Annotated in this window: 23 protein-coding genes; 11 read left to right on the top strand and 12 right to left on the bottom strand. The window is 66.0% G+C overall.

Annotated features, from left to right (window positions below; genetic code table 11):
* Nucleotides 1–6 precede the first annotated feature (6 nt).
* Nucleotides 7–2,199 (bottom strand): xanthine dehydrogenase family protein molybdopterin-binding subunit, encoded by a 2,193-nt coding sequence (locus NU688_RS05115; protein ID WP_257859446.1) that lies wholly within the window; start codon nucleotides 2,197–2,199, stop codon nucleotides 7–9.
* Between the two features lie 187 nt (nucleotides 2,200–2,386).
* Here NU688_RS05115 and NU688_RS05110 point away from each other — a divergent pair, with 187 nt between their 5' ends.
* Nucleotides 2,387–3,103, top strand: coding sequence for a Crp/Fnr family transcriptional regulator (locus NU688_RS05110; protein ID WP_257859445.1), 717 nt, complete (start codon nucleotides 2,387–2,389; stop codon nucleotides 3,101–3,103).
* Between the two features lie 30 nt (nucleotides 3,104–3,133).
* Here NU688_RS05110 and NU688_RS05105 read toward each other — a convergent pair whose 3' ends face one another.
* From NU688_RS05105 to NU688_RS05095, 3 genes are read right to left on the bottom strand one after another with little or no spacing between them, the layout of a single operon-like run.
* Nucleotides 3,134–3,709 carry a YceI family protein gene (locus NU688_RS05105; RefSeq protein ID WP_257860523.1) on the bottom strand — a complete coding sequence of 192 codons (576 nt, stop codon included), beginning with the start codon at nucleotides 3,707–3,709 and terminating at the stop codon, nucleotides 3,134–3,136.
* Nucleotides 3,706–4,230 carry a cytochrome b gene (locus NU688_RS05100; protein WP_257859444.1) on the bottom strand — a complete coding sequence of 175 codons (525 nt, stop codon included), beginning with the start codon at nucleotides 4,228–4,230 and terminating at the stop codon, nucleotides 3,706–3,708. Before NU688_RS05100 ends, NU688_RS05105 begins: the two co-directional genes overlap by 4 nt.
* Before the next feature lie 53 nt (nucleotides 4,231–4,283).
* Entirely contained in the window at nucleotides 4,284–4,859 is a 576-nt protein-coding gene (locus NU688_RS05095) for a YceI family protein (protein ID WP_257859443.1), read from the bottom strand.
* Between NU688_RS05095 and NU688_RS05090 the strand changes: the two genes are divergently transcribed.
* The 9 genes from NU688_RS05090 (at nucleotide 4,819) to NU688_RS34040 (ending at nucleotide 14,136) form a co-directional block, all read left to right on the top strand.
* Entirely contained in the window at nucleotides 4,819–5,841 is a 1,023-nt protein-coding gene (locus NU688_RS05090; protein WP_257859442.1) for a LysR family transcriptional regulator, read from the top strand. The genes NU688_RS05095 and NU688_RS05090 overlap by 41 nt on opposite strands.
* Before the next feature lie 232 nt (nucleotides 5,842–6,073).
* Complete coding sequence (locus NU688_RS05085) at nucleotides 6,074–6,610, top strand: MarR family winged helix-turn-helix transcriptional regulator (RefSeq protein WP_257859441.1); 537 nt, start codon at nucleotides 6,074–6,076, stop codon at nucleotides 6,608–6,610.
* Nucleotides 6,611–6,616: 6 nt separating this feature from the next.
* Complete coding sequence (locus NU688_RS05080) at nucleotides 6,617–8,200, top strand: ABC transporter substrate-binding protein (RefSeq protein WP_257859440.1); 1,584 nt, start codon at nucleotides 6,617–6,619, stop codon at nucleotides 8,198–8,200.
* A 115-nt stretch (nucleotides 8,201–8,315) separates the two neighbouring features.
* Complete coding sequence (locus NU688_RS05075) at nucleotides 8,316–9,257, top strand: ABC transporter permease (protein ID WP_257859439.1); 942 nt, start codon at nucleotides 8,316–8,318, stop codon at nucleotides 9,255–9,257.
* 34 nt (nucleotides 9,258–9,291) lie between these two features.
* Nucleotides 9,292–10,227 (top strand): ABC transporter permease, encoded by a 936-nt coding sequence (locus NU688_RS05070; RefSeq protein WP_257859438.1) that lies wholly within the window; start codon nucleotides 9,292–9,294, stop codon nucleotides 10,225–10,227.
* 2 nt (nucleotides 10,228–10,229) lie between these two features.
* A complete protein-coding gene (locus NU688_RS05065) occupies nucleotides 10,230–11,879 on the top strand; it encodes an ABC transporter ATP-binding protein (RefSeq protein ID WP_257859437.1) in 1,650 nt (549 codons plus the stop codon).
* Nucleotides 11,880–11,943: 64 nt separating this feature from the next.
* Nucleotides 11,944–13,329 carry an amidase gene (locus NU688_RS05060; protein ID WP_257859436.1) on the top strand — a complete coding sequence of 462 codons (1,386 nt, stop codon included), beginning with the start codon at nucleotides 11,944–11,946 and terminating at the stop codon, nucleotides 13,327–13,329.
* 131 nt (nucleotides 13,330–13,460) lie between these two features.
* Nucleotides 13,461–13,913 (top strand): hypothetical protein, encoded by a 453-nt coding sequence (locus NU688_RS05055; RefSeq protein ID WP_257859435.1) that lies wholly within the window; start codon nucleotides 13,461–13,463, stop codon nucleotides 13,911–13,913.
* Between the two features lie 76 nt (nucleotides 13,914–13,989).
* Entirely contained in the window at nucleotides 13,990–14,136 is a 147-nt protein-coding gene (locus tag NU688_RS34040) for an SdiA-regulated domain-containing protein (RefSeq protein WP_374684616.1), read from the top strand.
* Here NU688_RS34040 and NU688_RS05050 read toward each other — a convergent pair.
* From NU688_RS05050 to msuE, 7 genes are all read right to left on the bottom strand, one after another.
* The gene (locus tag NU688_RS05050; RefSeq protein ID WP_257859434.1) at nucleotides 14,091–14,861 is read right to left on the bottom strand and encodes an ABC transporter ATP-binding protein; all 771 of its coding nucleotides are present in this window, start codon (nucleotides 14,859–14,861) and stop codon (nucleotides 14,091–14,093) included. The two genes, NU688_RS34040 and NU688_RS05050, sit on opposite strands and share 46 nt — an antisense overlap.
* Nucleotides 14,862–14,903: 42 nt before the next feature.
* A complete protein-coding gene (locus tag NU688_RS05045; protein WP_257859433.1) occupies nucleotides 14,904–16,226 on the bottom strand; it encodes an ABC transporter substrate-binding protein in 1,323 nt (440 codons plus the stop codon).
* A gap of 51 nt (nucleotides 16,227–16,277) precedes the next feature.
* Entirely contained in the window at nucleotides 16,278–17,282 is a 1,005-nt protein-coding gene (locus tag NU688_RS05040) for a branched-chain amino acid ABC transporter permease (RefSeq protein WP_257859432.1), read from the bottom strand.
* Between the two features lie 3 nt (nucleotides 17,283–17,285).
* The gene (locus tag NU688_RS05035) at nucleotides 17,286–18,182 is read right to left on the bottom strand and encodes a branched-chain amino acid ABC transporter permease (RefSeq protein WP_257859431.1); all 897 of its coding nucleotides are present in this window, start codon (nucleotides 18,180–18,182) and stop codon (nucleotides 17,286–17,288) included.
* A gap of 160 nt (nucleotides 18,183–18,342) precedes the next feature.
* Nucleotides 18,343–19,227 carry an ABC transporter ATP-binding protein gene (locus NU688_RS05030; protein WP_374684615.1) on the bottom strand — a complete coding sequence of 295 codons (885 nt, stop codon included), beginning with the start codon at nucleotides 19,225–19,227 and terminating at the stop codon, nucleotides 18,343–18,345.
* Between the two features lie 8 nt (nucleotides 19,228–19,235).
* Nucleotides 19,236–20,375, bottom strand: a complete 1,140-nt coding sequence (gene sfnG, locus NU688_RS05025; protein WP_257859430.1) for a dimethylsulfone monooxygenase SfnG — start codon at nucleotides 20,373–20,375, stop codon at nucleotides 19,236–19,238.
* 33 nt (nucleotides 20,376–20,408) lie between these two features.
* Nucleotides 20,409–21,002 carry an FMN reductase gene (msuE, locus tag NU688_RS05020; RefSeq protein ID WP_257859429.1) on the bottom strand — a complete coding sequence of 198 codons (594 nt, stop codon included), beginning with the start codon at nucleotides 21,000–21,002 and terminating at the stop codon, nucleotides 20,409–20,411.
* A gap of 123 nt (nucleotides 21,003–21,125) precedes the next feature.
* Here msuE and NU688_RS05015 point away from each other — a divergent pair, with 123 nt between their 5' ends.
* Nucleotides 21,126–21,401: a hypothetical protein gene (locus NU688_RS05015; protein WP_257859428.1), complete on the top strand. Its 276-nt coding sequence runs from the start codon at nucleotides 21,126–21,128 to the stop codon at nucleotides 21,399–21,401.
* Nucleotides 21,402–21,414: 13 nt separating this feature from the next.
* Here NU688_RS05015 and NU688_RS05010 read toward each other — a convergent pair whose 3' ends face one another.
* Complete coding sequence (locus NU688_RS05010) at nucleotides 21,415–22,863, bottom strand: LLM class flavin-dependent oxidoreductase (RefSeq protein ID WP_257859426.1); 1,449 nt, start codon at nucleotides 22,861–22,863, stop codon at nucleotides 21,415–21,417.
* Between the last annotated feature and the right edge of the window lies 1 nt (nucleotide 22,864).

Genomic DNA, 22,864 nt, shown 5'->3' with positions numbered 1-22,864 from the left:
GGCTCCTCAGGCGGGGACCGGCACGACGACCGGCGTGGGCAGCTTGCCCGGGGGGATGGGGGTGAAATCGACCGGGAAGTTCAGTGGGAAGCTGCGCGGCTTCCGCCCGGTGGCGCGCGCGTAGGCATTGGCGATCGCGCCCGAGCTGGCCGAAAGCCCGACCTCACCCAGCCCGCCGATCGCCTCGCCGGTGCTGGCCGGCATGATGATGACCTTCACGTCCTTCGGGTAGTTCTTCATGCGCGCGAAGTGGTACTGCGAATAGCTGCCCTCCAGCGGCAGGCCGTTCTGGATGTGCAACCCCGCCGTCAGCACGATGGAGATCGACTCGCACAGCCCCCCCTGCATCTGCGCCTCGATGCCCGAGGGGTTGATGGGCGTGCCCACATCGATCGCGATGGTGGCGCGGATGACCTTGATGTCGGTCGGCACCCGCGCGTCGATCTCGACGATGCAGGCGGTGAACGACTTCGACTCCTGGTGCACGCCCACGCCCTGCGCAAAGCCCGCCGGCATCGCCTTGCCCCATTGCGCCGCCTCGGCCGCCGCCCTCAGCACCGCGCGTGCGCGCGGCAATCGCAGGTACTCGAGGCGGAACGCGACCGGGTCCTTGCGCAGCGCCCGGGCCATGTCGTCGACCAGGATCTCCTCCACCAGGCGCGAAGGCTGGATGTGCACCGAGCGGTAGGAGCAGGTGTTCATGTCCATCGCCACCGGCGTCAGGAGCTTGGTGGTGACGCCGAAGTTGTACGGCGAGGTGACCATGGTCTTGAACATGATCTGCTCGATGGCGAAGTTGCCTACCGTCTGCGGAAAGCCGTTGGGCAGCGCAATGGCCGCGGCGCCCAGCATCTCGCCGAAGCCGTGGCGCGTGTCCAGCCGCACCCCGGCGATGCGCTGCTCGAAGGCGATGACCTGGCCCAGCAGCATGGTGGCGCGCGCCCGGTGGAACATCGGCGGGCGCACGCGGCCGTGGCGCATGTCGTCGGTGCGGTGATACATCAGCCGGCAGGGTCGGCCCAGCGCCTTGGAGGCCTGCACCGCCTGCAGCGTCGCGTCCCAGAACAGCCGGCGCCCGAAGGAGCCGCCCGAGGGCACCGCATGCACCTTGACCTTGCTCAGCGGCAAGCCCAGCTCGATGGCAATGGCCTCCTGCGTGACGATCGGGCTCTGCAGGCCGGACCAGATCTCGGCCCGGTCGGCGCGCACGTCGGCGATGGCGCATTCGGTCTCCATCGGGCAGTGCGAGACCGCCGCAAACTCGAACTCGCCCTCGACCGTGAGCGCGCCCAGCGGCGGCAGCAGGAACGGCAGCAGCGCACTCTTGAGCTTCTGCTGGATGCTGGCGTTGGACTCACCAGCGACGGGCCCGGCGGTCCAGGTGACATCGAGCGCATTCACCGCGGCCCAGGCCTGCCCGAAGGTCTCGGCCATCACCGCCACGCCGGGCGGCGTGGGCACGATGCCGTTGGTCGCGGGGATCGGTGCGATGCCGAGCACGCCCGGCATCGCCGTCACCGTGTTCAGGTTGTTGATGCGCACGAACTTGCCGTTGATGGTCGGCGGGCGGCACACCATGGTCGGCTTCGCCTCGGGCACGGCCTGGTCCATCGAGAACTTCTTGCGGCCGGTCACGATGTCCAGCGCATCGAGCCGCGTCGTGCGCTGGCCGACCACCGCGTTCGCGCTGCCCGAGAGCAAGCCGCCCAGGCCGCCGAGCAGCGGCATGCCGGCATGCAACGAACGCACGCTCGACGAGCCGCCGGTGAGCTGGTTGAAGATCAGCTCGGGACTGGCGTCCGCCGAGCCGACCTCGATCGCGCTGAGCGGCAGGCGCAGCTTGTCGGCCAGCATCATCGCGGCGGCGGTGGCGATACCCTGCCCCGACTCCAGCCGTGGAAGTTCGAGCCGCACGCGGCCGTTGGCGATGTGGGTCACCTTGACCAGCGGCATGGTCGGCAGCGCCGTGAGCGTGACCGCGTCGCCGATGTCGATCAGGTCGGTCGTGTCGGGGGGTGTCATCGGCAGGAGCGCGGCCTCGGCCGGCGATGAAGCCGCGAGCCCGCCGAGCCCCACGGCTGCGGCTGAAACCAGCGGCGCGGAAGCCGCGTATCCCAACAGGTCGCGCCGGCGCATGCCGGGTGGTTCGTCTTGACGCGGCACATGCGTGGGGACCGCGCCGGATTCGGAATGTTCCATCCTTGTCTCCTGTCTTCTGGTTGTGGCGAACAGGAGTCAATATGTCATGATCGTTTCGCCGAGAGTGTCGTTTCAAAGACATTCCTTACACGCGGATCCGCGGGCCTTTCCATGCAGGTCCACGCGGGCGAAACGGTGAGCAAGCCAGCCAGCTGAAAAGCAAGCAAGCGAGCGAGGAAAAGCACGTATGTCATCGAACGCCATGGAGACCATGCTCCGCGAGAGCCTGTGGGCACAGACCCTGACGGCCGAGGAGCTCGACCGCGTGGTGCGCGAGTCGCACGAGCGCGAAGTGCCGGCCGGCGGTTTCGCGCTGCGCCGCGGCGAGCCGGCCGATCTCTGGCTCGGCGTCATCGAGGGTCTGGTGAAGATGTCGGTCTCGCTGGCCGATGGCCGCGTCTCCACCTTCACCGGCGTGACCACCGGCGGCTGGGCCGGCGAAGGCTCGCTGCTCAAGCCCGGCCCGTGGCGCTACGACGGCGTGGCCATGCGGCCGACGCACATGGCCTGCGTGCCACGCCACACCTTCGAACGGCTGCTCTCGACGAACATCGAATTCAACCGGTTTCTTCTGTTGCACATCAACGCACGCCTGAGCCTGTTCATCGGGCTCATGGAGTTCGATCGACTGCTGGGGCCCGATGCGCGCGTCGCGCGCTGCCTCGCGAGCCTGTTCGACCCCATCCTCTACCCGAAGACGAGCAGCTTCGTGCGCCTGAGCCAGGACGAGATAGGCCTGTTGTCCGCCGTCTCGCGCCAGCGTGCGAACCGGGCGCTGCACGAACTCGAGCGCGCGGGGCTGCTGCGGGTGGAGCATGGCGGCGTCGAAGTGCTCGACCTTGCGGGGCTGCGCGGTTATCTCGGCGAGGCGGAATCCGTCGTCATGACGTACGCGCGCCGATAGACAGCGCGGCGCCCTGCCCTGCCCTGCGGCTTACCGTGGCGGCGGCAGCCCGCGCAGAACGAACCGGAACCCCACGTTGACTTCGTTGGCGACCAAGGACACGTCTTCCCACTCGCCGATGCCGATCCCGAAGTCCTTGCGGCGCAGCATGAATGCGCCAGTCACGACGGCGTCGCCGGTCTGCGCCGAAAGATCGAAAGGCACGACGACCTCGCGTGAGACGCCCTTCATGGTCAGCTTGCCCCGGGCCTCGAACTTTCTCGCGTCGAGCGCCTTCACCGACGTGCTTTCGAACGAGGCCTTCGGATGCTTCCTGCTGTCGAACCAGTCCGCTCGTGCAAGCAAGGCCTCGTTGTCGGACGAGCCGAGCGCCACACTGGTGAGATCGACGACGAGCCCGATCTTGCTGGTCTGCGGGCGCGAGGGTTCGAAGTTCAACGTTGCGTCGAAGCGCTTGAAACGGCCCGAAACGCTCACGCCCATCTGCTTGTTCGTGAATGTGATTTCGCTACCGGCTGCGACCAGTTGCTGCTGTTGTTGGGCATTGGCGCCCCCTGCGACACAGGCCAATGCAAACAGGGCAAAACGCACGGCCAATTGCTTCATGCGGATCTCCGAAAAGGAGATGAAGGGAGCATCCGTGCGAGAACGCCATCCCGATCGACGAACCGGTGCTTCAGTGCCGCAGCGATATGCAGCAGGATGAGTGCAGAAAGTGTCCATGCGAGCCAGTGGTGTGTGATCTTGAGAACGTCGGCCAATGCCGGGTTCACAGGCACGAAGTCCGGAAGCGGAAATCGACCGAACAGAACAACGGGACGCCCTTCGGCCGTCGTGTACGCCCAGCCTGAAAGCGGCACCAGGAAGCACAGCGCGTACAACAGGAAATGCACGGCACGCGCGGCAAGAACTTCCAGTGACTTCATGACGCCATCAAGTGGCGGCGGCGGTGCGTGCCGGATGCGCCATGCCACTCGCAGAACCGTGGCCAGCAACAAGCAAACGCCCAGCCACTTGTGCCAGTTGTAGACCCGGAAGCGCAGCGGGGTGATCGGCGGGCTGGTCATGTACAGGCCCATGCCGATCGCCGCAAAAACCGCCGCGGCGATCAACCAGTGAAACAGCATGGCCGTGCGTGTGTACCGGGCAACCGCCTCGACCGGTACGCGCTCCTCCCGGCTCACGGCTTCTTATTGAGCTCTGTCTGCAGCCGCAATTCGACCTCGTCGGCAACGGCCGGCAGGAATTTGGTCATGCCGAAATCCGTTCGCTTGATGCGTGCCGTCGCCACCAAGCCCACCGACGGAATCTTGAGGAACGGGTTGTTGATGATGTCCGTCAACCGGGCATTGAAATCCACCGGCAGCGTCTTGCCTCGAATCGTCAAGTCGCCCGAGATGACGATGCGCCCATCTTCCGAGCGCTTGACCGTCTTCGAGACGAACGTGATGTTCGGATGTTGCTCGGCATCCAGCCAGGCCGCACGGCGCAATTCGCTGTCTCGCACGGTCGCCAGGGTGTCGATCGAGTGGGCATCGACCGTGAAGTTGACGCGCGATTTCTCGATCTGCTGTTCATCGAGAAAGACGTCGGCACTGAACTTTCGGAACTGGCCCGGCGTCTTCGTCAAGCCGAGATGATCGACCTCGAAGGTGACGTTGGTGTGCGTGGGCTCGATCTCCCAGCCCGCAATTGCAAACCCAGGAAACAAAGCGATGGCTGCGAGCGCAGCAGCGAGGGTTGAACGGTATTTCATTCAGGAATTTCGAGTTAAAAGATGCCTCGATGTTGAAGGGCGGTCCGCATGCTGTGAACCGCCATTTCTGCAAACCCAATTCACACAAATGAACAAGCTCGACTGGAACGATCTGCGCTATGTGTTGGCCGCCGTGCGCAACGGATCGGCCGCCGCCGCAGCCCGTGCGCTGCGGATCTCGCATGCCACCGTCTTGCGGCGAATCCAGGGAGTCGAGGCCGGTTTCGGGTTGAAGATTTTTGGCCGCACGACCAGCGGGCACGAGTTGACGAAAGAGGGCCGGGTCATCTTCGAGCTGGCCGAATTCGTCGAAGCCCAGGTGACCAAGACGCAGCGCCTCGTGGACGCGCAGGGTTCGGAAATGGAAGGAGAAATCCGTTTCACGACCACTGACGCACTTTTCGCTGCGGCAGTCATGCCGCTCCTGGAGTCGTTTCACAAGCAGTTTCCCGCCATCAAGGTCCAGACCTCCGTCGGCAGCGCGGTGCTCGACATCGAGAAACGCGAAGCCGACATCGCGCTTCGCCCTTCCATCGAGCCGCCGGATTCGCTGGTAGGCCTCAGGCTGTGCCGTCTCGATTTTTCCGTCTATGCGTCCCCGCTCTACCTGTCGCAGAACACCGCCAGGTTGCCCAGGGACATGGCCTGGCTCATGCCGGACGAATCGCTGTCGCGCACACCCATCGCCCGTTGGCTGAAGGAGAACCTGGCGCCTTCGCACGTGCTGCACACCTTCAACTCCTTCATTGCGCTTCGCCAGGCCGCCGAAGCCGATCTGGGCGCCACCGCGCTGCCGAGATTCCTCGGGCGCGCATCGACGTTGCTGGTTGCCGTGGCCAGCATTCCCCGGTCGGCGTCCACGGACCTGTGGCTGCTGACCCATCCCAATTTGCGCCACACACGGCGTGTGCAGGCCTTCATGGACCACATTGCGCAGGGGATTCGTGCGCAGCGGACGGCGTTCGAGTCGAGCGCAGACTGAACCTCGGGCTCTACCGCCAAGTGCCGGCATTCTGGTGCACGCGCCGCACCAGGCACGTGCCTCATGACCCCAGCCATGTGATCGCCCTGGCCTCATCACAAGCAGCGCCTCATCCGTCTTCCCCTCGACAGCATCGCTCGTAGGTGATTTCCCTCGTCACCTGGCCCGGCACTTGCATAAGCACCCCAGATAGTTGAATACTTCAACTATTGAAGATTTCTCTCATCCGGCCATGCACGCACCACTCGAACTGAAAACCGACTACATCAACGTCCTGCTCGACCTGGCCTCCGAGCGAACGAGAGACCGTGGTTCCCGCATCTACGAGATCGAAGTCGGCCTGTCGATCCGCGACGTGCGACTGCTTCGCATGATCGGCGGCGCACCCGGCATCACGATGGGCCAGTTGGTGCAGACCTGCGGCATCGAGAAGACGCTGGTCTCCAAGCTCGTGGGCTCGCTGGTGCAACGCGAACTGGTGCAGCGCCAGATCGGCAGTGAAGACGCCCGCCAGATCCACCTGTGCCTGACCCAGACCGGCATCGACCTCGTGCTGCAGGCCGAGCCCATCGGGAAGGAAATGGAAGCGCGCTTTCTCGATTGCCTCAGCGCGACCGAGGTCGCCACGCTGCACCGCATCCTGCACAAGATCATCGAAGCGGAAGCCGGCTCGCGCGACATCTTCGAATTTCTGCTGACCCAGTTGCGCGAAAGCAAGTCTGCGGATTCCTCTTCAACACCTCCCTCTGGCACCTCCCGAAAGAAGTAAGGCTTCATGGCTATTCCACTCTCGCTGCGCCGCGCATTCGCGGCCGCCCTGCCGGCACTGGCCCTCGCATTCTCGGCCACGGCCTCCGCAGACACCGTGCTGCGCACCGTGCCTTCGTCGGACCTGAAGATCCTCGACCCGATCTGGACCACCGCCAACATCACGCGCAACCATGGCTTCATGATCTACGACACCCTTTTCGGCATGGACGAAAAGGGCGCGATCAAGCCGCAGATGGTGGACAAATACACCGCAAGCCCCGACAACAAGGTCTGGACCTTCACGCTGCGCCCGGGCCTGAAGTTCCATGACGGCGCGCCCGTCACCTCGCAGGACGTGATCGCCTCGCTCGCTCGCTGGGCCAAGCGCGACACGCTCGGCCAGAAGATGTACGAGGCCATGGACAGCATCACCGCGGAAGGCCCCAACACCTTCCGCATGAACTTCAAGCAGCCCTTCGGCGTGGTGCTCGATGCGCTGGGCAAGCCCAATCCGCTGGTGCCGTTCATCATGCCCAAGCGCGTGGCCGACACGCCCGCCGACAAGCAGATCGAAGAAATGATCGGCTCCGGCCCCTTCACGCTCGCCAAGGCAGACTTTCGCCCCGGCGACCGCGTGATCTATCGCAAGAACGCCGCCTACGTTCCGCGCAAGGAGGCGCCTTCGGGCCTCGCGGGCGGCAAGGTGGTGAATGTGGACCGCGTCGAATGGGTGCTGCTGCGCGACCCGCAAACGCAGGTCAACGCCCTGCTCAACGGCGAGGTCGACATGCTCGAGACCGTGCCCTCCTCCGGCTACACCGACATGCGCACCAACCAGAAGATCGAGCTGGTGGACGTGATGCCCGCAGGCCCGTTCACCGTGATCTACAACCACAAGGTCGCACCCTTCAACAACCCGAAGGCGCTGAAGGCCGCCATGCTCGCCATCAACCAGGAAGCAATGCTGCGCGCCCAGGCCACCTTCCGCGACTTCTACAAGCCCTGCACCTCGATCTACCTGTGCGGTTCGATCTATGCGAGCGACAAGACGGGCTTCTTCACCGGCAAGCCGCAGTTCGAGGAGGCCCGCAAGCTGCTGAAGGAATCGGGCTACGACGGCAAGCCTGTCGTCATCCTGCTGCCGGGCGATGCGCCGGCGTTGAACAAGATGCCGGCGGTCTACGGACAATTGCTCAAGCAGGTGGGCTTCAACGTGGACGTGCAGACCACCGACTGGGCCACGCTCGTGACGCGCCGTACCAAGAAAGACCTGCCGGAAAACGGTGGCTGGAATGCCTTCATCACCTTCTGGGGCGGCGTGGATGCCAGCAGCCCCATCACCTACGGCGCACTGACCGGCAACGGTGACCAGGGCTACTTCGGCTGGCCCGTCGATCCCGAACTGGAAAAGCTGAAGACGCGGTTCATCGAGACGGCCGACATCGCGCAGCGCAAGGACATCGCGACGCAGATCCAGCTGCGCGCGCTCGAAGGCGGCGTGATCGCGCCGCTCGGCGAAGGCAAGGCGCCCACTGCCGTGCGCCGCGGCGTGGTGAGCGGATTGCTGCCATCGCCCGCCGTTCTGTACTGGAACGTGCGGAAAAAGTAGGCCGACGCTCTCACCTCTTTCACCGAGGCGCTGGGCCGGTTGCACCCGCTGCAACCGGTCGGGGATTTCCTTTGCCCGCGTCAGCTGTTCAACCGCTCGAACGAGACCTTCTCACATGCTCAACTTCCTGTTGCGGCGCGGCCTGGCCACCGTGCCCGTGCTCCTGATCGTGGCCGTCATCGTCTTTCTCCTGCTGCGCATGACGCCCGGCGATCCGGCTGCCGCCATCGCGGGCGACGCGGCCAGCGTGCAGGACATCGAACGCATTCGCGCCCAACTCGGCCTGGACGCACCGGTCGTCAGCCAGTTCTTCGGATGGCTTGGCCACGTGCTGCGCGGCGACCTGGGCTATTCCTACTTCTACAAGATGAGCGTGACCGAGTTGATCGGCCAACGGCTGGAGCCCACGCTGTCGGTGGCTGCCGTGACCGTCGTGCTCACCGTGCTCATCGCCGTGCCGCTGGGCGTGCTGGCGGCTTCGCGGCGCGGCGGCCGGCTCGACCGCTTCATCATGAGCGCGTCGGTCCTCGGCTTCTCGGTGCCGGTGTTCGTTGCGGGCTACCTGATGATCTGGCTGTTCTCGATGCAGCTGGGCTGGCTGCCATCGCAGGGCTACAACCGCATCGGCGAAGGCGTCGGCCCGTGGCTGCGCAACCTGGTGCTGCCCTGCGTCACGCTGGCCGTGATGTATGCGGCGCTGATCGCGCGGGTCACGCGGGCCGCGGTTTCCGAGGCGCTGACCGAAGACTACGTGCGCACCGCGCGCGCCAAGGGCATCTCCGAGCGGCGCATGCTGATTCGCCACGCGCTGGCCAATGCGGCCGTGCCGATCGCCACCATCATCGGACTGAGCGTGGCCGGCCTCATCGGCGGCGTGGTGGTGACCGAAACCATCTACGCCATACCGGGGCTGGGCCAACTGACGGTGGACGCCGTCCTCTCGCGCGACTACCCGCTCATCCAGGGCATCACCCTCTTCTTCTCGCTCGTCTACGTGGTCGTGAACCTGCTGGTGGACCTGAGCTACCTGCTGCTCGATCCGCGCATCCGCTACTGACGCACGCGGCCATCTTCTTTCGGAGACCCTTTCCATGACTTCGATTTCTCCACCGGTGGACGCGACGACGGCAGCGCCGCGCCGCCATCGCAAGCCCTCCCTCCTGCGCCGCGTCTTCGCGAACGGCGCCGTGCGCATGGGCAGCGTGCTCCTGTGCCTCATGGTCGTGCTGGCGGTCGCGGCGCCATGGCTCTACACCATCGACCCCAACGCCATGGACCCGGCCAACTCGCACCTGTCGCCGGGCGCGCATGCCGAATTCACGACGCTGGCCGGCGACAGCTTCCAGCGCTTCTTCCCGATGGGCACGGACAGCATGGGTCGCGACATCTGGAGCCGCACGGCCTACGGTGCGCGCATCTCGCTGTCGGTGGGCGTGGCGGTCGCGCTGGGCTCGATCGCGCTCGGGATGTTGGTGGGCATGGTCGCGGGCTACTTTCGCCGGCTCGACGGCACGATCATGCGGGTGATGGACGGGGTGATGGCGATCCCCGGCATCCTGTTCGCCATCGTGCTCGTCGCGGTCTGGCGACCCAGCCTGTGGACGGTGATCCTCGCCATCGTCGTTCCCGAGACACCGCGCGTGGCAAGACTCGTGCGCTCGGTCGTGCTGTCGGTTCGCGAGGAGCCGTATGTCGAGGCAGCCATCGCGCTGGACACGCCCGCCTGGAAGCTGATGCTGCGCCACATCCTCCCCAACACGGTGGCGCCGCTGATCGTCCAGGGCACCTTCGTCTGCGCGGCGGCCATGCTGGCGGAGGCGGTGATGTCGTTCCTCGGTATCGGCCTGCCTTCCGACGTGCCGACCTGGGGAAACATCATGTCCGAGGGCCGCGCGTATTTCACATCGCACCCGTCGACCGTGCTGCTGCCCGGCGTCTTTCTCGCGGCCACGGTGCTGGCAGTGAACATGCTGGGAGACGGCCTGCGCGATGCGCTCGATCCCAAGTTCAACAAGCGCGGGAGCTGACCATGGCACGCACGCTTCTTTCCACTCCCCGGCCCGCCGCCGGATCGCCCTGCCTTGTCGTGCGCGACCTGTGCATCGACCTGCCCGAAGGCGCGGACCGGCCGCATGCCGTACACGGTGTTTCCTTCGACGTGATGCCCGGCCAGGTCGTGTGCCTGCTGGGCGAATCGGGTTCCGGCAAATCGGTGATCGCCCAGGCCGTGATGGGACTACTGCCCGACGCGCTCAAGCCCTCGGGTGGACGCATCGAGGTGCTGGGCGAGAACGTCCTTGCGGCCGACGCCGCGCGCCTGCGCGCATGGCGCGGCGCCCGCATGGCCATGGTGTTCCAGGAGCCCATGACGGCGCTGAACCCGGTGATGCGCTGCGGCGCGCAGGTCGACGAGATACTGGCCGAACACACTTCACTCGGCGCCTCGGAGCGCAAGCAGAAGGTGCTGGCCATCTTCGCGCGCGTCAAGCTGCCCGAGCCCGAACGCATCTACGACGCCTACCCGCATCAGCTCTCGGGCGGACAGCGGCAGCGCATCGTGATTGCCATTGCGCTGATCCTGCGCCCCGCGCTGCTGATCTGCGACGAGCCGACCACCGCGCTGGACGTGACCACGCAGGCCGAGATCCTGTCGCTCATCCGCGAGATGCAGCAGGAGAACGGCACGGCGGTGCTGTTCATCACGCACGACTTCGGCGTGGTCGCGGACATTGCGGACCATGTCGTGGTGCTGCAACTGGGTCGCCAGGTCGAAAGTGGTGCGAAGGACGACGTGCTGCGCCGGCCGAAGGAGCCCTACACGCGCATGCTGCTCGATGCCGTGCCACGCCTGGAACCCGCCTCGCGCCCTCCCATCGCCGATGCACCGCCGCTGCTCGACGCGCGCGGCGTGACCAAGACCTACCGCTCCGGCTCGTGGCCCGGCAAGCGCCGCACGGTGCATGCGGCAACCGACGTGTCGCTCCAGCTCCATGCCGGCGAAACCGTGGGCATCGTGGGCGAGTCGGGCTCGGGCAAATCCACCGTGGCGCGCTGCATCGCGCGGCTGATCGAGCCGACCGGCGGCGAGGTCTGGGTGCCTCACCTCGAAGCGCAGCACGCGCCGCGCGCACGGCTCTCGGCATTCCGGCGCATGGTGCAGGTGGTGTTCCAGGACCCGAACCGCTCGCTGAATCCGCGCCGCACGGTCGGGCAATCGATCATCGAGGGGCCGGTGAATTTCGGCCTTTCTCCCGAGAAGGCCTGGAAGCGCGCCGAGGAGCTGATGGACCTGGTGCGGCTGAAGCCCGAGGTGCTGCATCGCTATCCGAGCGAATTCTCCGGCGGCCAGCGGCAGCGCCTGTGCATCGCGCGCGCGCTGGCCTGCGAACCCCAGGTGCTGATTGCCGACGAAGCCGTCTCGGCGCTCGACGTTTCCGTGCAGGACCAGATCCTCAAGCTGCTCGCGGAAATCCAGCAGCGCCTGTCCATCGGCATCCTCTTCATCACGCACGACCTGCGCGTGGCCAGCCAGATCTGCGACCGGCTGATCGTCATGCACAAGGGCCGCATCGTCGAACAAGGCACCGCGCGCGACGTGCTGCTGTCGCCGCGCGAGGCCTACACCCGCTCCCTGTTGGCCGCAGCCCCTGGTCAGGGCTACGCATTCGGCCAGGGCTGATGCGCGCGCATCGACCACTGGCTCCGATCAACAACATCCTCGACCCGCAAGAAGAAACAACATCATGGACACACCCCTGTACGCCCTCAGCGCCGTTCAACTGCTCGAGCGCTATCGCGCCCGCACCCTCTCTCCCGTCGACGTGACGAAGGCCGTGCTGGCGCGCATCGAACGCTGGGAGCCGAGCATCCACGCCACCTACGGGCTGGATGCCGAAGCCGCCCTGGCCTCGGCCCGGGCCTCCGAAGCACGATGGAACCAAGGCGCGCCGCAAGGCGAGCTCGACGGCGTGCCGGTCACGCTCAAGGAAAACATCGCCACGCGCGGCACGCCATCGCCGATCGGCAGCGCCGCCACGGTGCTGTCGCCTGCCGCAGCGGATGCGCCTGCAGCCGCGCGCCTGCGCGAAGCGGGTGCGGTCATCGTCACCAAGACGACGATGCCGGACTTCGGCTTCCTGGGCGCAGCCCCGTCGAGCTTTCATGCGCTCACGCGCAACCCGTGGGACCTCAGCAAGAACACGGGGGGCTCCAGCTCCGGTGCGGGTGCCGCCGCCGCTGCGGGCTACGGCCCCTTGCATCTGGGCACCGACATCGGCGGCTCGGTGCGCATTCCCGCCAACTTCTGCGGCGTGTTCGGGCTCAAGCCCAGCCACGGGCGGATTCCGGTCGACCCGCCGGCCGCCGCACGCGTGATCGGCCCCATGACGCGCACCGTCGCCGACGCCGCGCTGCTGATGAAGGTGGTCTCGCGCCCCGATCCACGCGACTACATGAGCCTGCCGGCGCAAGACATCGCATGGGAGTACCTGGGCCGCGACGTGCGGGGCCTGCGCATCGGCTTGTGGACCGACACCACGGGCGGCTGGCCGATCGACCCCGAGGTGAAAGAAGCCGTGCTGGCCGCCGCGCGCGTCTTTGAGCAGGCCGGCGCCATCGTGGAGCCGCTCACCGACTGGACCACGCTGGACATGCGCATGGGCATGGCGCATTTCTTCACCATGCGTTGCCGCGTCGACCTGGCCGCCATGCCGCCGGAACGCGCCAAGCTCGCGGCCGACTACATCCATGCCGCAGGCGAGTACGCGGGCTCGCTCTCGCCCGAGGAAACCTTCCGGGCCTTCACGCGCATGCAGGCGTTGCGTGCGGCGACCGTCGCCGCCACGCAGCCGTACGACTACGTGCTGTCGCCCGTGTCGCCGGGGCTGCCCTTCGCGGCGGAGGCCATCAACAGCGGTCCGGAGAATCCACTGAAGGACTCGCACTTCACCTCGGTGTTCAACCAGTCGGAGCAGCCCGCGGCATCGATCAATTGCGGCTACGCTGCGAGCGGCCTGCCCATTGGCCTGCAGATCGCCGGGCGCCGGTTCGACGACCTGGGCGTGCTGCAGATGGCTGCGTTCTACGAGTCCGTGCGCGGGGCGCAGGCGCCGTGGCCAGAGCCGGTGTGAGGGCGGCGAGGTCTTGCGCGCAGCGGTAGACGCGAAGCTATTTTTACCAGGCCGAGTGAAAGTGCAGCAGGACCCCCTGTAAAGCTGGATAGCATTGCGGCCCCAATAAGTTCCTCAGGGAGAGAGTAGAAATGATCCGTTTGTCTCAAGCAGCGGTGGCCGCTGCCGTCGTGGTGTGCCTCAGTGGTTGCGCCAGCATCTTCAACGGCACGACGCAGCCAGTCGCCTTCAGCAGCGCCCCCGAAGGCGCCGCGCTCACGATCACCAACCGGGCGGGCGAAGCAGTGCACACCGGCACGACGCCCTCCACGGTCACGCTCAAGCGTGGCGCGGGGTATTTCAAGTCCGAGGCCTACACGGTCAACATGAAAAAGGACGGCTTCGCGGATGCCTCGCAGCATGTCGACAGCCAGGTCAGCGGTTGGTACGTTGCCAACATCATGCTGGGAGGCCTGCTGGGCATGCTGATCGTCGATCCGGCTTCTGGCGGCATGTACACCTTCCCCGACAAGGTCCAGAGCAAGCTGGCACCCAGTGTTGCCAGCGCCGGTGGCAGTTCAGCAGCACCGACCGCGGTCAAGTAACGCAGTGAAGTAGCCGTAGCGAAGGCCCGGTCAGCGGCCTTCGCTACACCGCAACAGCGGATTCGCCAGGCACAGGTTGCGCACGACGACACGCAATCATCGAGCGGCATCCCGCCGCTTTCGAAGCCCCCTAGACTCCGACGGCAAGCTCTATCTGCTGTCAGAGCCCAACCTGTTCTACCGATTCGAGCGCGCGCCGGCCGCAACGCCTTCGCCGAAGTAAAACGACTGGATATCGGCGCGTTGGCTCAACGCCTGTGCGTCGCCGGCCAGCACCGCCACGCCGGCATCGAGCACCGTGGCGCGGTCGGCGTACTGCAGGGCGACGGTGGAGTTCTGCTCGGCCACCAGGATCGACAGGCCCTCTTCGCGGTTGAGCCGCCGCAACTGCTCGAAGATGTCGCGCACCACCAGCGGCGCGAGCCCCATCGAGGGTTCGTCGAGCACCAGCAAGCGGGGCCGCGACATCAGTGCACGGCCGATGGCCGTCATCTGCTGCTCGCCGCCGGAGCAGAGGCCGGCCGGGGTTTTTCGCCTGTCCTTCAGTTTCGGAAAGATCGCATAGACCTTTGCGAGGTCTTCGGCAGCTTCCGAACGCCGCGCGCTGCGACCGAGCGCGCCGGTCAGCAAGTTCTCTTCCACCGTCAGCGTGCGAAAGCAATGCCGCCCCTCCAGCACCTGCACCAGGCCCAGCCGCACGAGGTCGGCCGGGCTGGTGCGGCCCGTGTCGTGCCCGTCGAACACGATGCGCCCGGCCGTGACCTGCCCGCGCTCGGCCGGCAGCAGGTTCGACACCGCCTTGAGCGTGGTCGACTTGCCCGCACCGTTGGCGCCGAGCAGCGCGTGGATTTCGCCGGCGCGCACCTCCAGGCTCACCCCGTGCAGCGCGGCAATCGAGCGCTGGTAGGCCGCCTCGACGGCCTCGATGCGCAGCAGGGGCGTGATCATTGCAGTGGCCTTCCTGCGAGTCGCGTTGCGGCTCGGCCTTGCTCAGTCATCGATGCTCTTGCGCACCTTGACGTTCTTCTCTTTCGCGTAGGCCAGCGACGACTTCTCGATGATCGGCCGCAGCAATTTCCAATCGGGTGCGATCCAGTCGGACACCACGTTCCACTTGCTGCCGTCCCATTGCTGGAAGGCCACGCGGCCGTCGCCTTCGTGGTTGTCCCAGGTCACGTTGATCGAATGGAACAGGCCCTTGGCGCCGAGCGCGGCGGCGCGCGCCTCGTCGATCTTCAGGTTCTCCAGGCCCCAGCGGATCTCGTCGCCGGTGAGCGTGCGCTTGCCGAATTTCGCCTGCGCGATGCGGATGGCCTCCACGTTCAGGATGCCGTTGAGCACACCGAGGTTGTGATAGACGCTGCCGATGCGCTTGGTGTCCTGCAGGTTGCCCCTGCCCGCGCCGTAGACGATCTTCGTGATGTCCTGCAGCACCGGGTACTGCGCGCCGGCCGCCACCGTGGTGATGGCCACGTAGCCCTTGGCCGCATCGCCCGCCGGAATCACGTCTTCCTCGGAGTTGGACCACACGTTGCCCACGATGTGGTCGACCGGAAAGCCCGTCTTCTGCGCCGTCTTGAGCGCCACCGGGTTCATCACGCCCCAGCCGCGCAGCACCACGTAGTCGGGCTTGGTGCGGCGGATGGTGAGCCACTGCGACTGCTGTTCGTTGCCCGGGTGCGGCACCTCGATCTGCTGCAGCGTGAAGCCGTACTTCTTCGCGAGCAGTTCATACACCGGGATCGTTTCCTTGCCGTAGGGCGAGCCGTGATACAGCACCACGATCTTCTTGCCCTTGAGCTTGTCGGTGCCGCCCTCCTTGCCCGCGATGTAGTTCACGATGCCCGAGGTCTCGCTGTACGGGTTGAGCAGCAGCGGAAAGATGTACTTGAACACGCGGCCGTCGGTGGTGTCGGTGCGGCCGTGGTTGATGGTGAGCAGCGGCACCTTGTCGGCCGTCACGCGGTCGATGAGCGCATAGGCGATGCCGACCGACAGCGGGTTCCATGTCGCGATGCCGGGGCGTTGCTTCAGGCGCTCGTACACCTCCACGCCGCGCTCCACTTCATATTGCGTCTCGCCCTCCTCCCAGGTCAGCTTGACGCCGCCCACGCCGCCGTCGCGCGTGTTGACGAGGTTCAGGTAGTCGATGAAGCCGCCGAAGAAGCCCGTGCCGCCAGCCGCGTAAGGACCGACGCGGTAGCTCTGCAGCGGGAAGAACTGCTCGTTGCCGTCGGCATGCGCGAACTGCAGGCCGGCCACGGACAAGACGGCCGCAAGGGCCGCGGTTTTCAGGTGCTTGAGGAAGGACATGGTGATGAAGGCTGTTGGGATAGATGCGAAGGAAAACGGAAAGGAATGCGCTCAGGCCGGCACGAGCCGCTTGCGCGCGCGGTCCCACAGGGCGACCAGCCCCTGCGGCTCCACGGCGAGAAAGAAAATGATCAGCGCGCCCAGCACGATGCGCTGGCTCATGTCGAGCACGCCCGAGTCGAACCAGCCGCCGAAAAGAAAGCTGCCCACACGCGAGAGCAGCAGAGGAAACACCACGATCAGCGCCGCGCCGAAGAAGGCGCCGCGGATCGTGGCGAGCCCGCCGATGATCACGATGAAGAGGATCTGGAACGAGCGGTCGAGGTTGAAGCCCGCCGGCTCCACGGTGCGCAGGTACACGAAACCCCACAGCACCCCCGCCACGCCGACGATGAACGACGACACCGCGAACGCCAGCAGCTTGGTGCGCAACACCGGCACGCCGATGACACGCGCGGCCAGTTCGTTGTCGCGCACGGCGATGAAGTGATGGCCGGTCTGCGTGCGCACGAGGCGCCACGCCAGCAGCGTGAGCACCGTCACCACGACCAGCGAGAAGATGTAGCGGCCCACCGGCGTGTCGAACACGATGCCCGCCACTTCGAGCGCGGGCGCATCGATCACGCCCGAGGCGTTGTCGTTGCTGAACCAGCTGAACTTGGTGAGCGCCCATTGCACGAAGAACTGCGCGGCCAGCGTCGACACCGCGAGGTAGAAGCCGCGCAGCCGCAGGCTCGGCAGGCCGAACACCAGGCCGACTGCCGTGGCGGCAAGGCCCGCGAGGCCGATGCTCACGAGCAGCGGAAGCCCTTCTACCCGAAGGTTGAAGTTGTAGGCGGCGAAGGCGCCGACCGCCATGAAGGCCGCGGTACCCAGCGAAAGCTGGCCCGCGTAGCCGGTCAACAAATTGAGCCCGACGGCCGCGAGCGACAGCGCAAGGAACGGGATCAACAGCGCGTCGAACACATAGCCGGACGCGACGAAAGGCATGACACCAAAGGCGATGACCAGCACGGTCAGCGGCCAGGTCCATGGAGGTACGGGAACGGTACGCATGGCTCAGGCGCGCTCCACCAGTTTCTGCCCGAACAACCCGCTTGGCCGGATCAGCAGGAAGGCCAGCGCCGCCACATACGCGAACCAGCTCTCGATGCCGCCGCCCACGAAAGGCCCGATGTACACCTCGGCCAGCTTCTCGAGCGCGCCGATCACCAGCCCGCCGACGATCGCACCCAGGATCGAATCGAAGCCGCCGAGCACCAGCACCGGCAGCGCCTTCAGCACCACCAGCGAGAGCGAGAACTGCACGCCCAGCCTCGCCCCCCACAGCAGCCCGGCCACCAGCGCGATGACGCCGGCCGCGGCCCACACCGTGGCCCAGATGCGCGGCAGCCGAAGGCCCACGGCAATCGCTGCATAGGTGTCGTCCGCGACCGCGCGAAACGCGAGACCGACGCGGGTGTAGCGGAAGAAGGCCGAGAGCGCCGCCACCATCACGCCCGCCGTTGCGGCGGCGAACAGGTCGAAGGTCGAGACCATGATGCCGAGGAACTGCAGCGGCTCGTCCGCGATGCCGAGTTCCAGCGCGTGCACCTGCGTGCCCCACACGAGCTGCGCGACGCCCTCGATCACGTACGAGAGGCCCAGCGTCGCCATGAAGAGCGTGATCGGCGGCTGGTTCACCAGCGGGCGCAGCACGGTGCGCTCGATGGCAAGGCCCAGTAGCACCATGAGTGCGAACGTGAGCAGCAATGCGAGCGCAAAAGGCACGCCGCGTTCCACCAGGCTCACGAAAGTGAGCGCGGCGAAAAGCAACTGCGCGCCCTGCGCGAAATTGAGCACGCCCGATGTCTTGTAGATCAGCACGAAGCCGATGGCCACGAGCGAATACATCACGCCCGAAAGCAGGCCGCCGATGAGCACTTCAGCGAAGAAGCTGAGGTCGGCGGCGGTCATTGGGCTACCTCGTTGTTCGCATTGCGGCTGTTGCTCCCTCTCCCCTTGGGGAGAGGGCTGGGGTGAGGGCCGACGACGATGGCAAAAGCGGCGCGCATGCGAAGGCCCCTGCCCTCACCCCCACCCTCTCCCCAAGGGGAGAGGGAGAAAGAAATAGCGCTCATGTGCCCTGCTCCTCGTGGGCCACGCCCAGGTAGGCATCGATCACCACCGGGTCGCTGCGCACCTCGGCCGGCGTGCCGTCGGCGATCTTGATGCCGTGGTCGAACACGGCCACGCGGTCCGACAGGCCCAGCACCACGCCAATGTCGTGCTCGATGAGGAGGATGGTGGTGCCGAACTCGTCGCGCGCGGCGCGCACGAAATGCACCAGCTCGCTCTTCTCGGTGACGGTCATGCCGGCCATCGGTTCGTCGAGCAGCAGCAGTTGCGGCGCCGCGACCAGCGCACGCGCGAGCTCCACGCGCTTCTGCAGGCCGTAGGCCAGCGTGCCAGCCGGCCGCTCGCTCACGGCGCCGAGCCCGAGAAACCCGATGATCGCGTCGGCCCGCGCACGCGCATCCTCGCGTTCACGCCTCGCGCGGCCGAGGCCGATGAGTTGTTCGATAAAGGTGGAGCGCGCCGCATCGACGCGGCCCAGCACGACGTTGTCGCGCACGCTCAAACCCTTGAAGAGCGCGAGGTTCTGGAAGGTGCGCGCGATGCCCAGCCTGGCCAGCCGCGCTGTCGGCACATGGCCAAAGCTGCGCTCGCCGATCCACACGCGCCCACGGTCGGGCCGGTACAGCCCGCTGATGACATTGACCAGCGAACTCTTGCCGGCGCCGTTCGGTCCAATGACGGCGCGAATCTCGCCCTTGGCAATCGACAGGTCCACGCCCGACAGCGCGGTGACGCCGCCGAAGCTGAGGTCGATGCCCTCCAGCCGCAGCACGGCCGAGGTGCCCGTGTCTTTCCCGGCCGGTGCCGCGCGTCCCGCCGGCATGAAGACCACCGGGTCGACACCGAGCGAGACCGGACCCGCCTCGAAGAAAAGATCGGGCATCGCAAGACTCACGCGACGGCTTCCAGCGCCGGCTTGCTGTGCTTGCCGGCATTCGCGCCCTGCTCGGCTTCTTCAAGCTTGCGCACCAGCGGCAGCACCTTCTCGCCGAAGTACTCCACCTCTTCGATGAAGTGCAGGAAGCCGGTGAGGATCAGGTCCACGCCGATGGCCTTGAGCGCCACGATGCGTTCGGCAATCTGCTGCGGCGTGCCGATGAGGTTGGTGCGGAAACCGTCGTTGTACTGGACGAGGTCTTCGAACGTGGACTTGGCCCAGTTGCCCTCGCCTTCGGGCGACGACTTGCCGGCCTGCTTGGCCGCGTCGCCGAAGGCATGCACCGCCTCGACATGGGCGTGCCTGATGATGTCGGCGAGCACCGCCTTGGCCTCTTCCTCGGTGTCGCGGGCGATCACGAAGGCATTCACGCCGATGCGCACCGTGTGGCCGTTCTCCGCGGCCTTGGCCTGGATGTCGTCGATCTGCACCTTCAGGCCTTCGGGCGTGTTGCCGTTGGTGAAGTACCAGTCCGACACGCTGGCCGCGTTGTCGCGCGCAGCGCGCGAGCTGCCGCCCTGGAAGATTTCGGGGTGCGGCTTTTGCACCGGCTTCGGGCTCAGCGTGTAGTCGGTGAAGCGGTAGAAATCGCCCTTGAAGGTGAAGTTGTCCTGCGTCCAGATGCCCTTGAGCGCGCGAATGAATTCGTTGGAGCGGCGGTAGCGCTCGTCGTGCTCCAGCCACGGCTCGCCGATGGCCTGGAACTCGCCCTTGAACCATCCGCTCACCACGTTGATGGCGATGCGGCCGTTGGAGATGTGGTCGATGGTGGCGATCTGCTTGGCCACCACGGCCGGGTTCCACGGGCCGGGCAGGATCGCGGCCAGCACCTTGAGCTTGGTGGTCGCATGCAGCAGCGCCTGGCTGAAGGACACCGACTCGTGCTGGTACTCCGCGCCATAGCCCGCGGTGAAGCGGATCTGGCTCAGCGCATATTCGAAGCCGGCCTTCTCGGCCGCGAGCGCAAGGCGCTGGTTGTATTCGAGGCTCCAGTCGGTGCGCTGCTCGATGGTGCTGACCACGAGACCGCCGCTGACGTTGGGCACCCAGTAGGCGAACTTGACGGGGGCGGTGGTGGAAGACGGTTGGCTCATGGCAAGGCTCTCTCTGTAAAGGTCGAATGGGCTTCAGGCGGCCAGCGCCACGGGCGCAGACTTCTGGATGACGGGTGCGGCGGCCGGCGAGGCATCGCGCAACTGCGGCACGGCGCGCGCCACGGCCAGCGCGATGCGTTCGCGCAGGGCCGGGTTGGCGATCTCGTAGCCCTCGAAGTCCTTCTCGACTGCGTAGACGCCGATGGGCAGCGTGCGCGCCTGGAAGAAGCTGAAGAGCGGGCGCAGCTGGTGGTCGATGACCAGCGCGTGGCGGTCGCTGCCGCCGGTGGCCGCGAGCAGCACGGGCTTGTCGGTCAGCGCCTCGTGATGAACGAAGTCGAACAGGTGTTTGAAGAGCCCCGTGTACGAGCCGCGGTACACCGGGCTCGCCACGATCAACAGGTCGGCGGACTCGATGGCCGCAATGCTCTCCTCGACGGCCGCGGGCAACTGGTTGCGATACAGCACGCCGGCAAACTGCGGGCCGATCTCGCCGAGCGAGATCACGCGCGCATCAATGGCGACTTCATCGGCGAGCGCGGCCAGCAACTGATCGACCAGCACCAGCGTGCGCGAGGGACGTTGCAGGCTGCCGGAGACGGCAACGACTTTCAGTTTTCGACTCATGTTGATATGACCTTTGTTTGGAAGCTGCGACCCGTTCGCGGCACATTGCATATAAGCGAATGGCGTGCCACTTCGCGAGGCCTTATGAATCAACGAGTTAGAGCGAAATGACTGCTTTCGCGCATGCTGGATCGGCAGCAGGCTGCGGCTGGATTGCTGCTGGATCAGCAGCGCTGCCGCCATAGTTGTTTGAAGCAGATCGGTATGCGCGCATCGCATGAACGCCAGGCAGCAATACGGCCAGGGGTTGCTGCTCTTTCAGCAATGCGCATGCGCATGCGCATGCGCGAAGCTTTGATGCGGAAACGCGTTCAAGAAAATCAATCCGTTCACGCTGAGCTTGCCGAAGCGCCGCGCAAGACTTCGACAAGCTCAGTCCGAACGGTTCTGGTTGATTAACCGCGAACTCGTATCAGCCCGGTTGTGCGAGCGGCTCCGGCGCCTTCGATTGCGGCACGGCCGCGCGAACCTGCGCGGCCTGCGCCTCCTCACGCTTGACGCGCTCGATGTCGCGGTAGCGATGCGCAGGATGGCTGTTCGGCAGCAACGGTCCCTGGCCGAAGAGCTTCTCGCGCAGCGTTCCCGGCGCATAGGCCTTGGGGTACACGCCCCGGCGCTGCAGCTCGGGCACGAGATGCGTCACCACGTCTTCGAAGGTCTCGTGCGCCACGGCGTAGGCCAGATTGAAGCCATCCACATCCGTCTCTTCCACCCATTGCTGCAGGATGTCGGCCACCGTGCTCGCGGACCCGACGAACACCGGCCCCATGCCGCCCACGCCGCCCCACACTGCGAGCTCCTCGATGGTCCAGGCCTTGTCGCCGCCGGCCAGATGCTCGATGGCCGAGACGATGGCGTTGGTCTCCACGCGCCGCACCAGATCGGTCGGCGCGTACTGCCCGAAATCGATGCCGGTCCAGCCCGACATGAATACCAGCGCGCCGTCGTAGGACACGTAGCGCTTGTAGTCCTCGAACTTGGCCTGTGCCTTCGCATCGGTCTCGTCCACGATCACCGTGACGAGGTTGTAGATGAGCAGCTTGCGCGCATCGCGTCCCGCCGCCGCGGCTTGCTCGCGCACTTCGCGCACGTAGTTCTTCAGCGTGGATTGCCTCGGCGCAGCCACGAACACGCACTCGGCATGCTGTGCGGCAAAGGCCTTGCCCGGGCCCGATGCCCCCGCCTGGTAGAGCACCGGGGTGCGCTGCGGCGAAGGCTCGCACAGGTGATAGCCGGGCACGTCGAAGTACTCGCCCTTGTGTCCGATCTCATGGATCTTCTCGGGGTGGGCAAAGATGCCGGTGCGCCGGTCGCGCACGACGGCATCGCTCTCCCAGCTGCCTTCGAAAAGCTTGTAGAGCACCTGCACGTATTCCTGCGCGACCTCGTAGCGGTTCTCGTGCTTGCGCAACCCGCCTTGGCCGATGTTCTTGGCGCCGCTCTCCAGGTAGGAGGTGACGATGTTCCAGCCCAGGCGACCCTTGGTGTGGTGGTCGGCCGTGGAGAGCCGCCGCGCAAAGGTGTAGGGGTGCTCGAACGAGGTCGACGCCGTGATGCCGATGCCCAGGTGCTCGGTCACCATGGCGATGGGCGCCGCCAGCTGCAGCGGATCGTTCACCGGGATCTGCGCCGCCTGCTGCAGCGCGTGGTAGTTGCCGCCCTTGTACACGTCGTAGTAGCCGATGACATCCGCGATGAAGATGCCGTCGAAGAGGCCCTTCTCCAGCACCTTCGCCAGGTCGGTCCAGTAGGTCAGGTCCTTGTATTCCCAGGATCGATCGCGTGGATGCGCCCACAGCCCCGGGGACTGGTGCGCCACGCAGTTCATCTCGAAGGCGTTGAAGCGGATGGTCTTGGTCATG

It is taken from the genome of Variovorax sp. ZS18.2.2 (genome assembly GCF_024701975.1).
Classification (GTDB): Bacteria; Pseudomonadota; Gammaproteobacteria; order Burkholderiales; family Burkholderiaceae_C; genus Variovorax.
The sequence above is the reverse complement of the archived record's forward strand: the minus strand, read 5'-3'. Positions and strand labels throughout refer to the sequence as shown.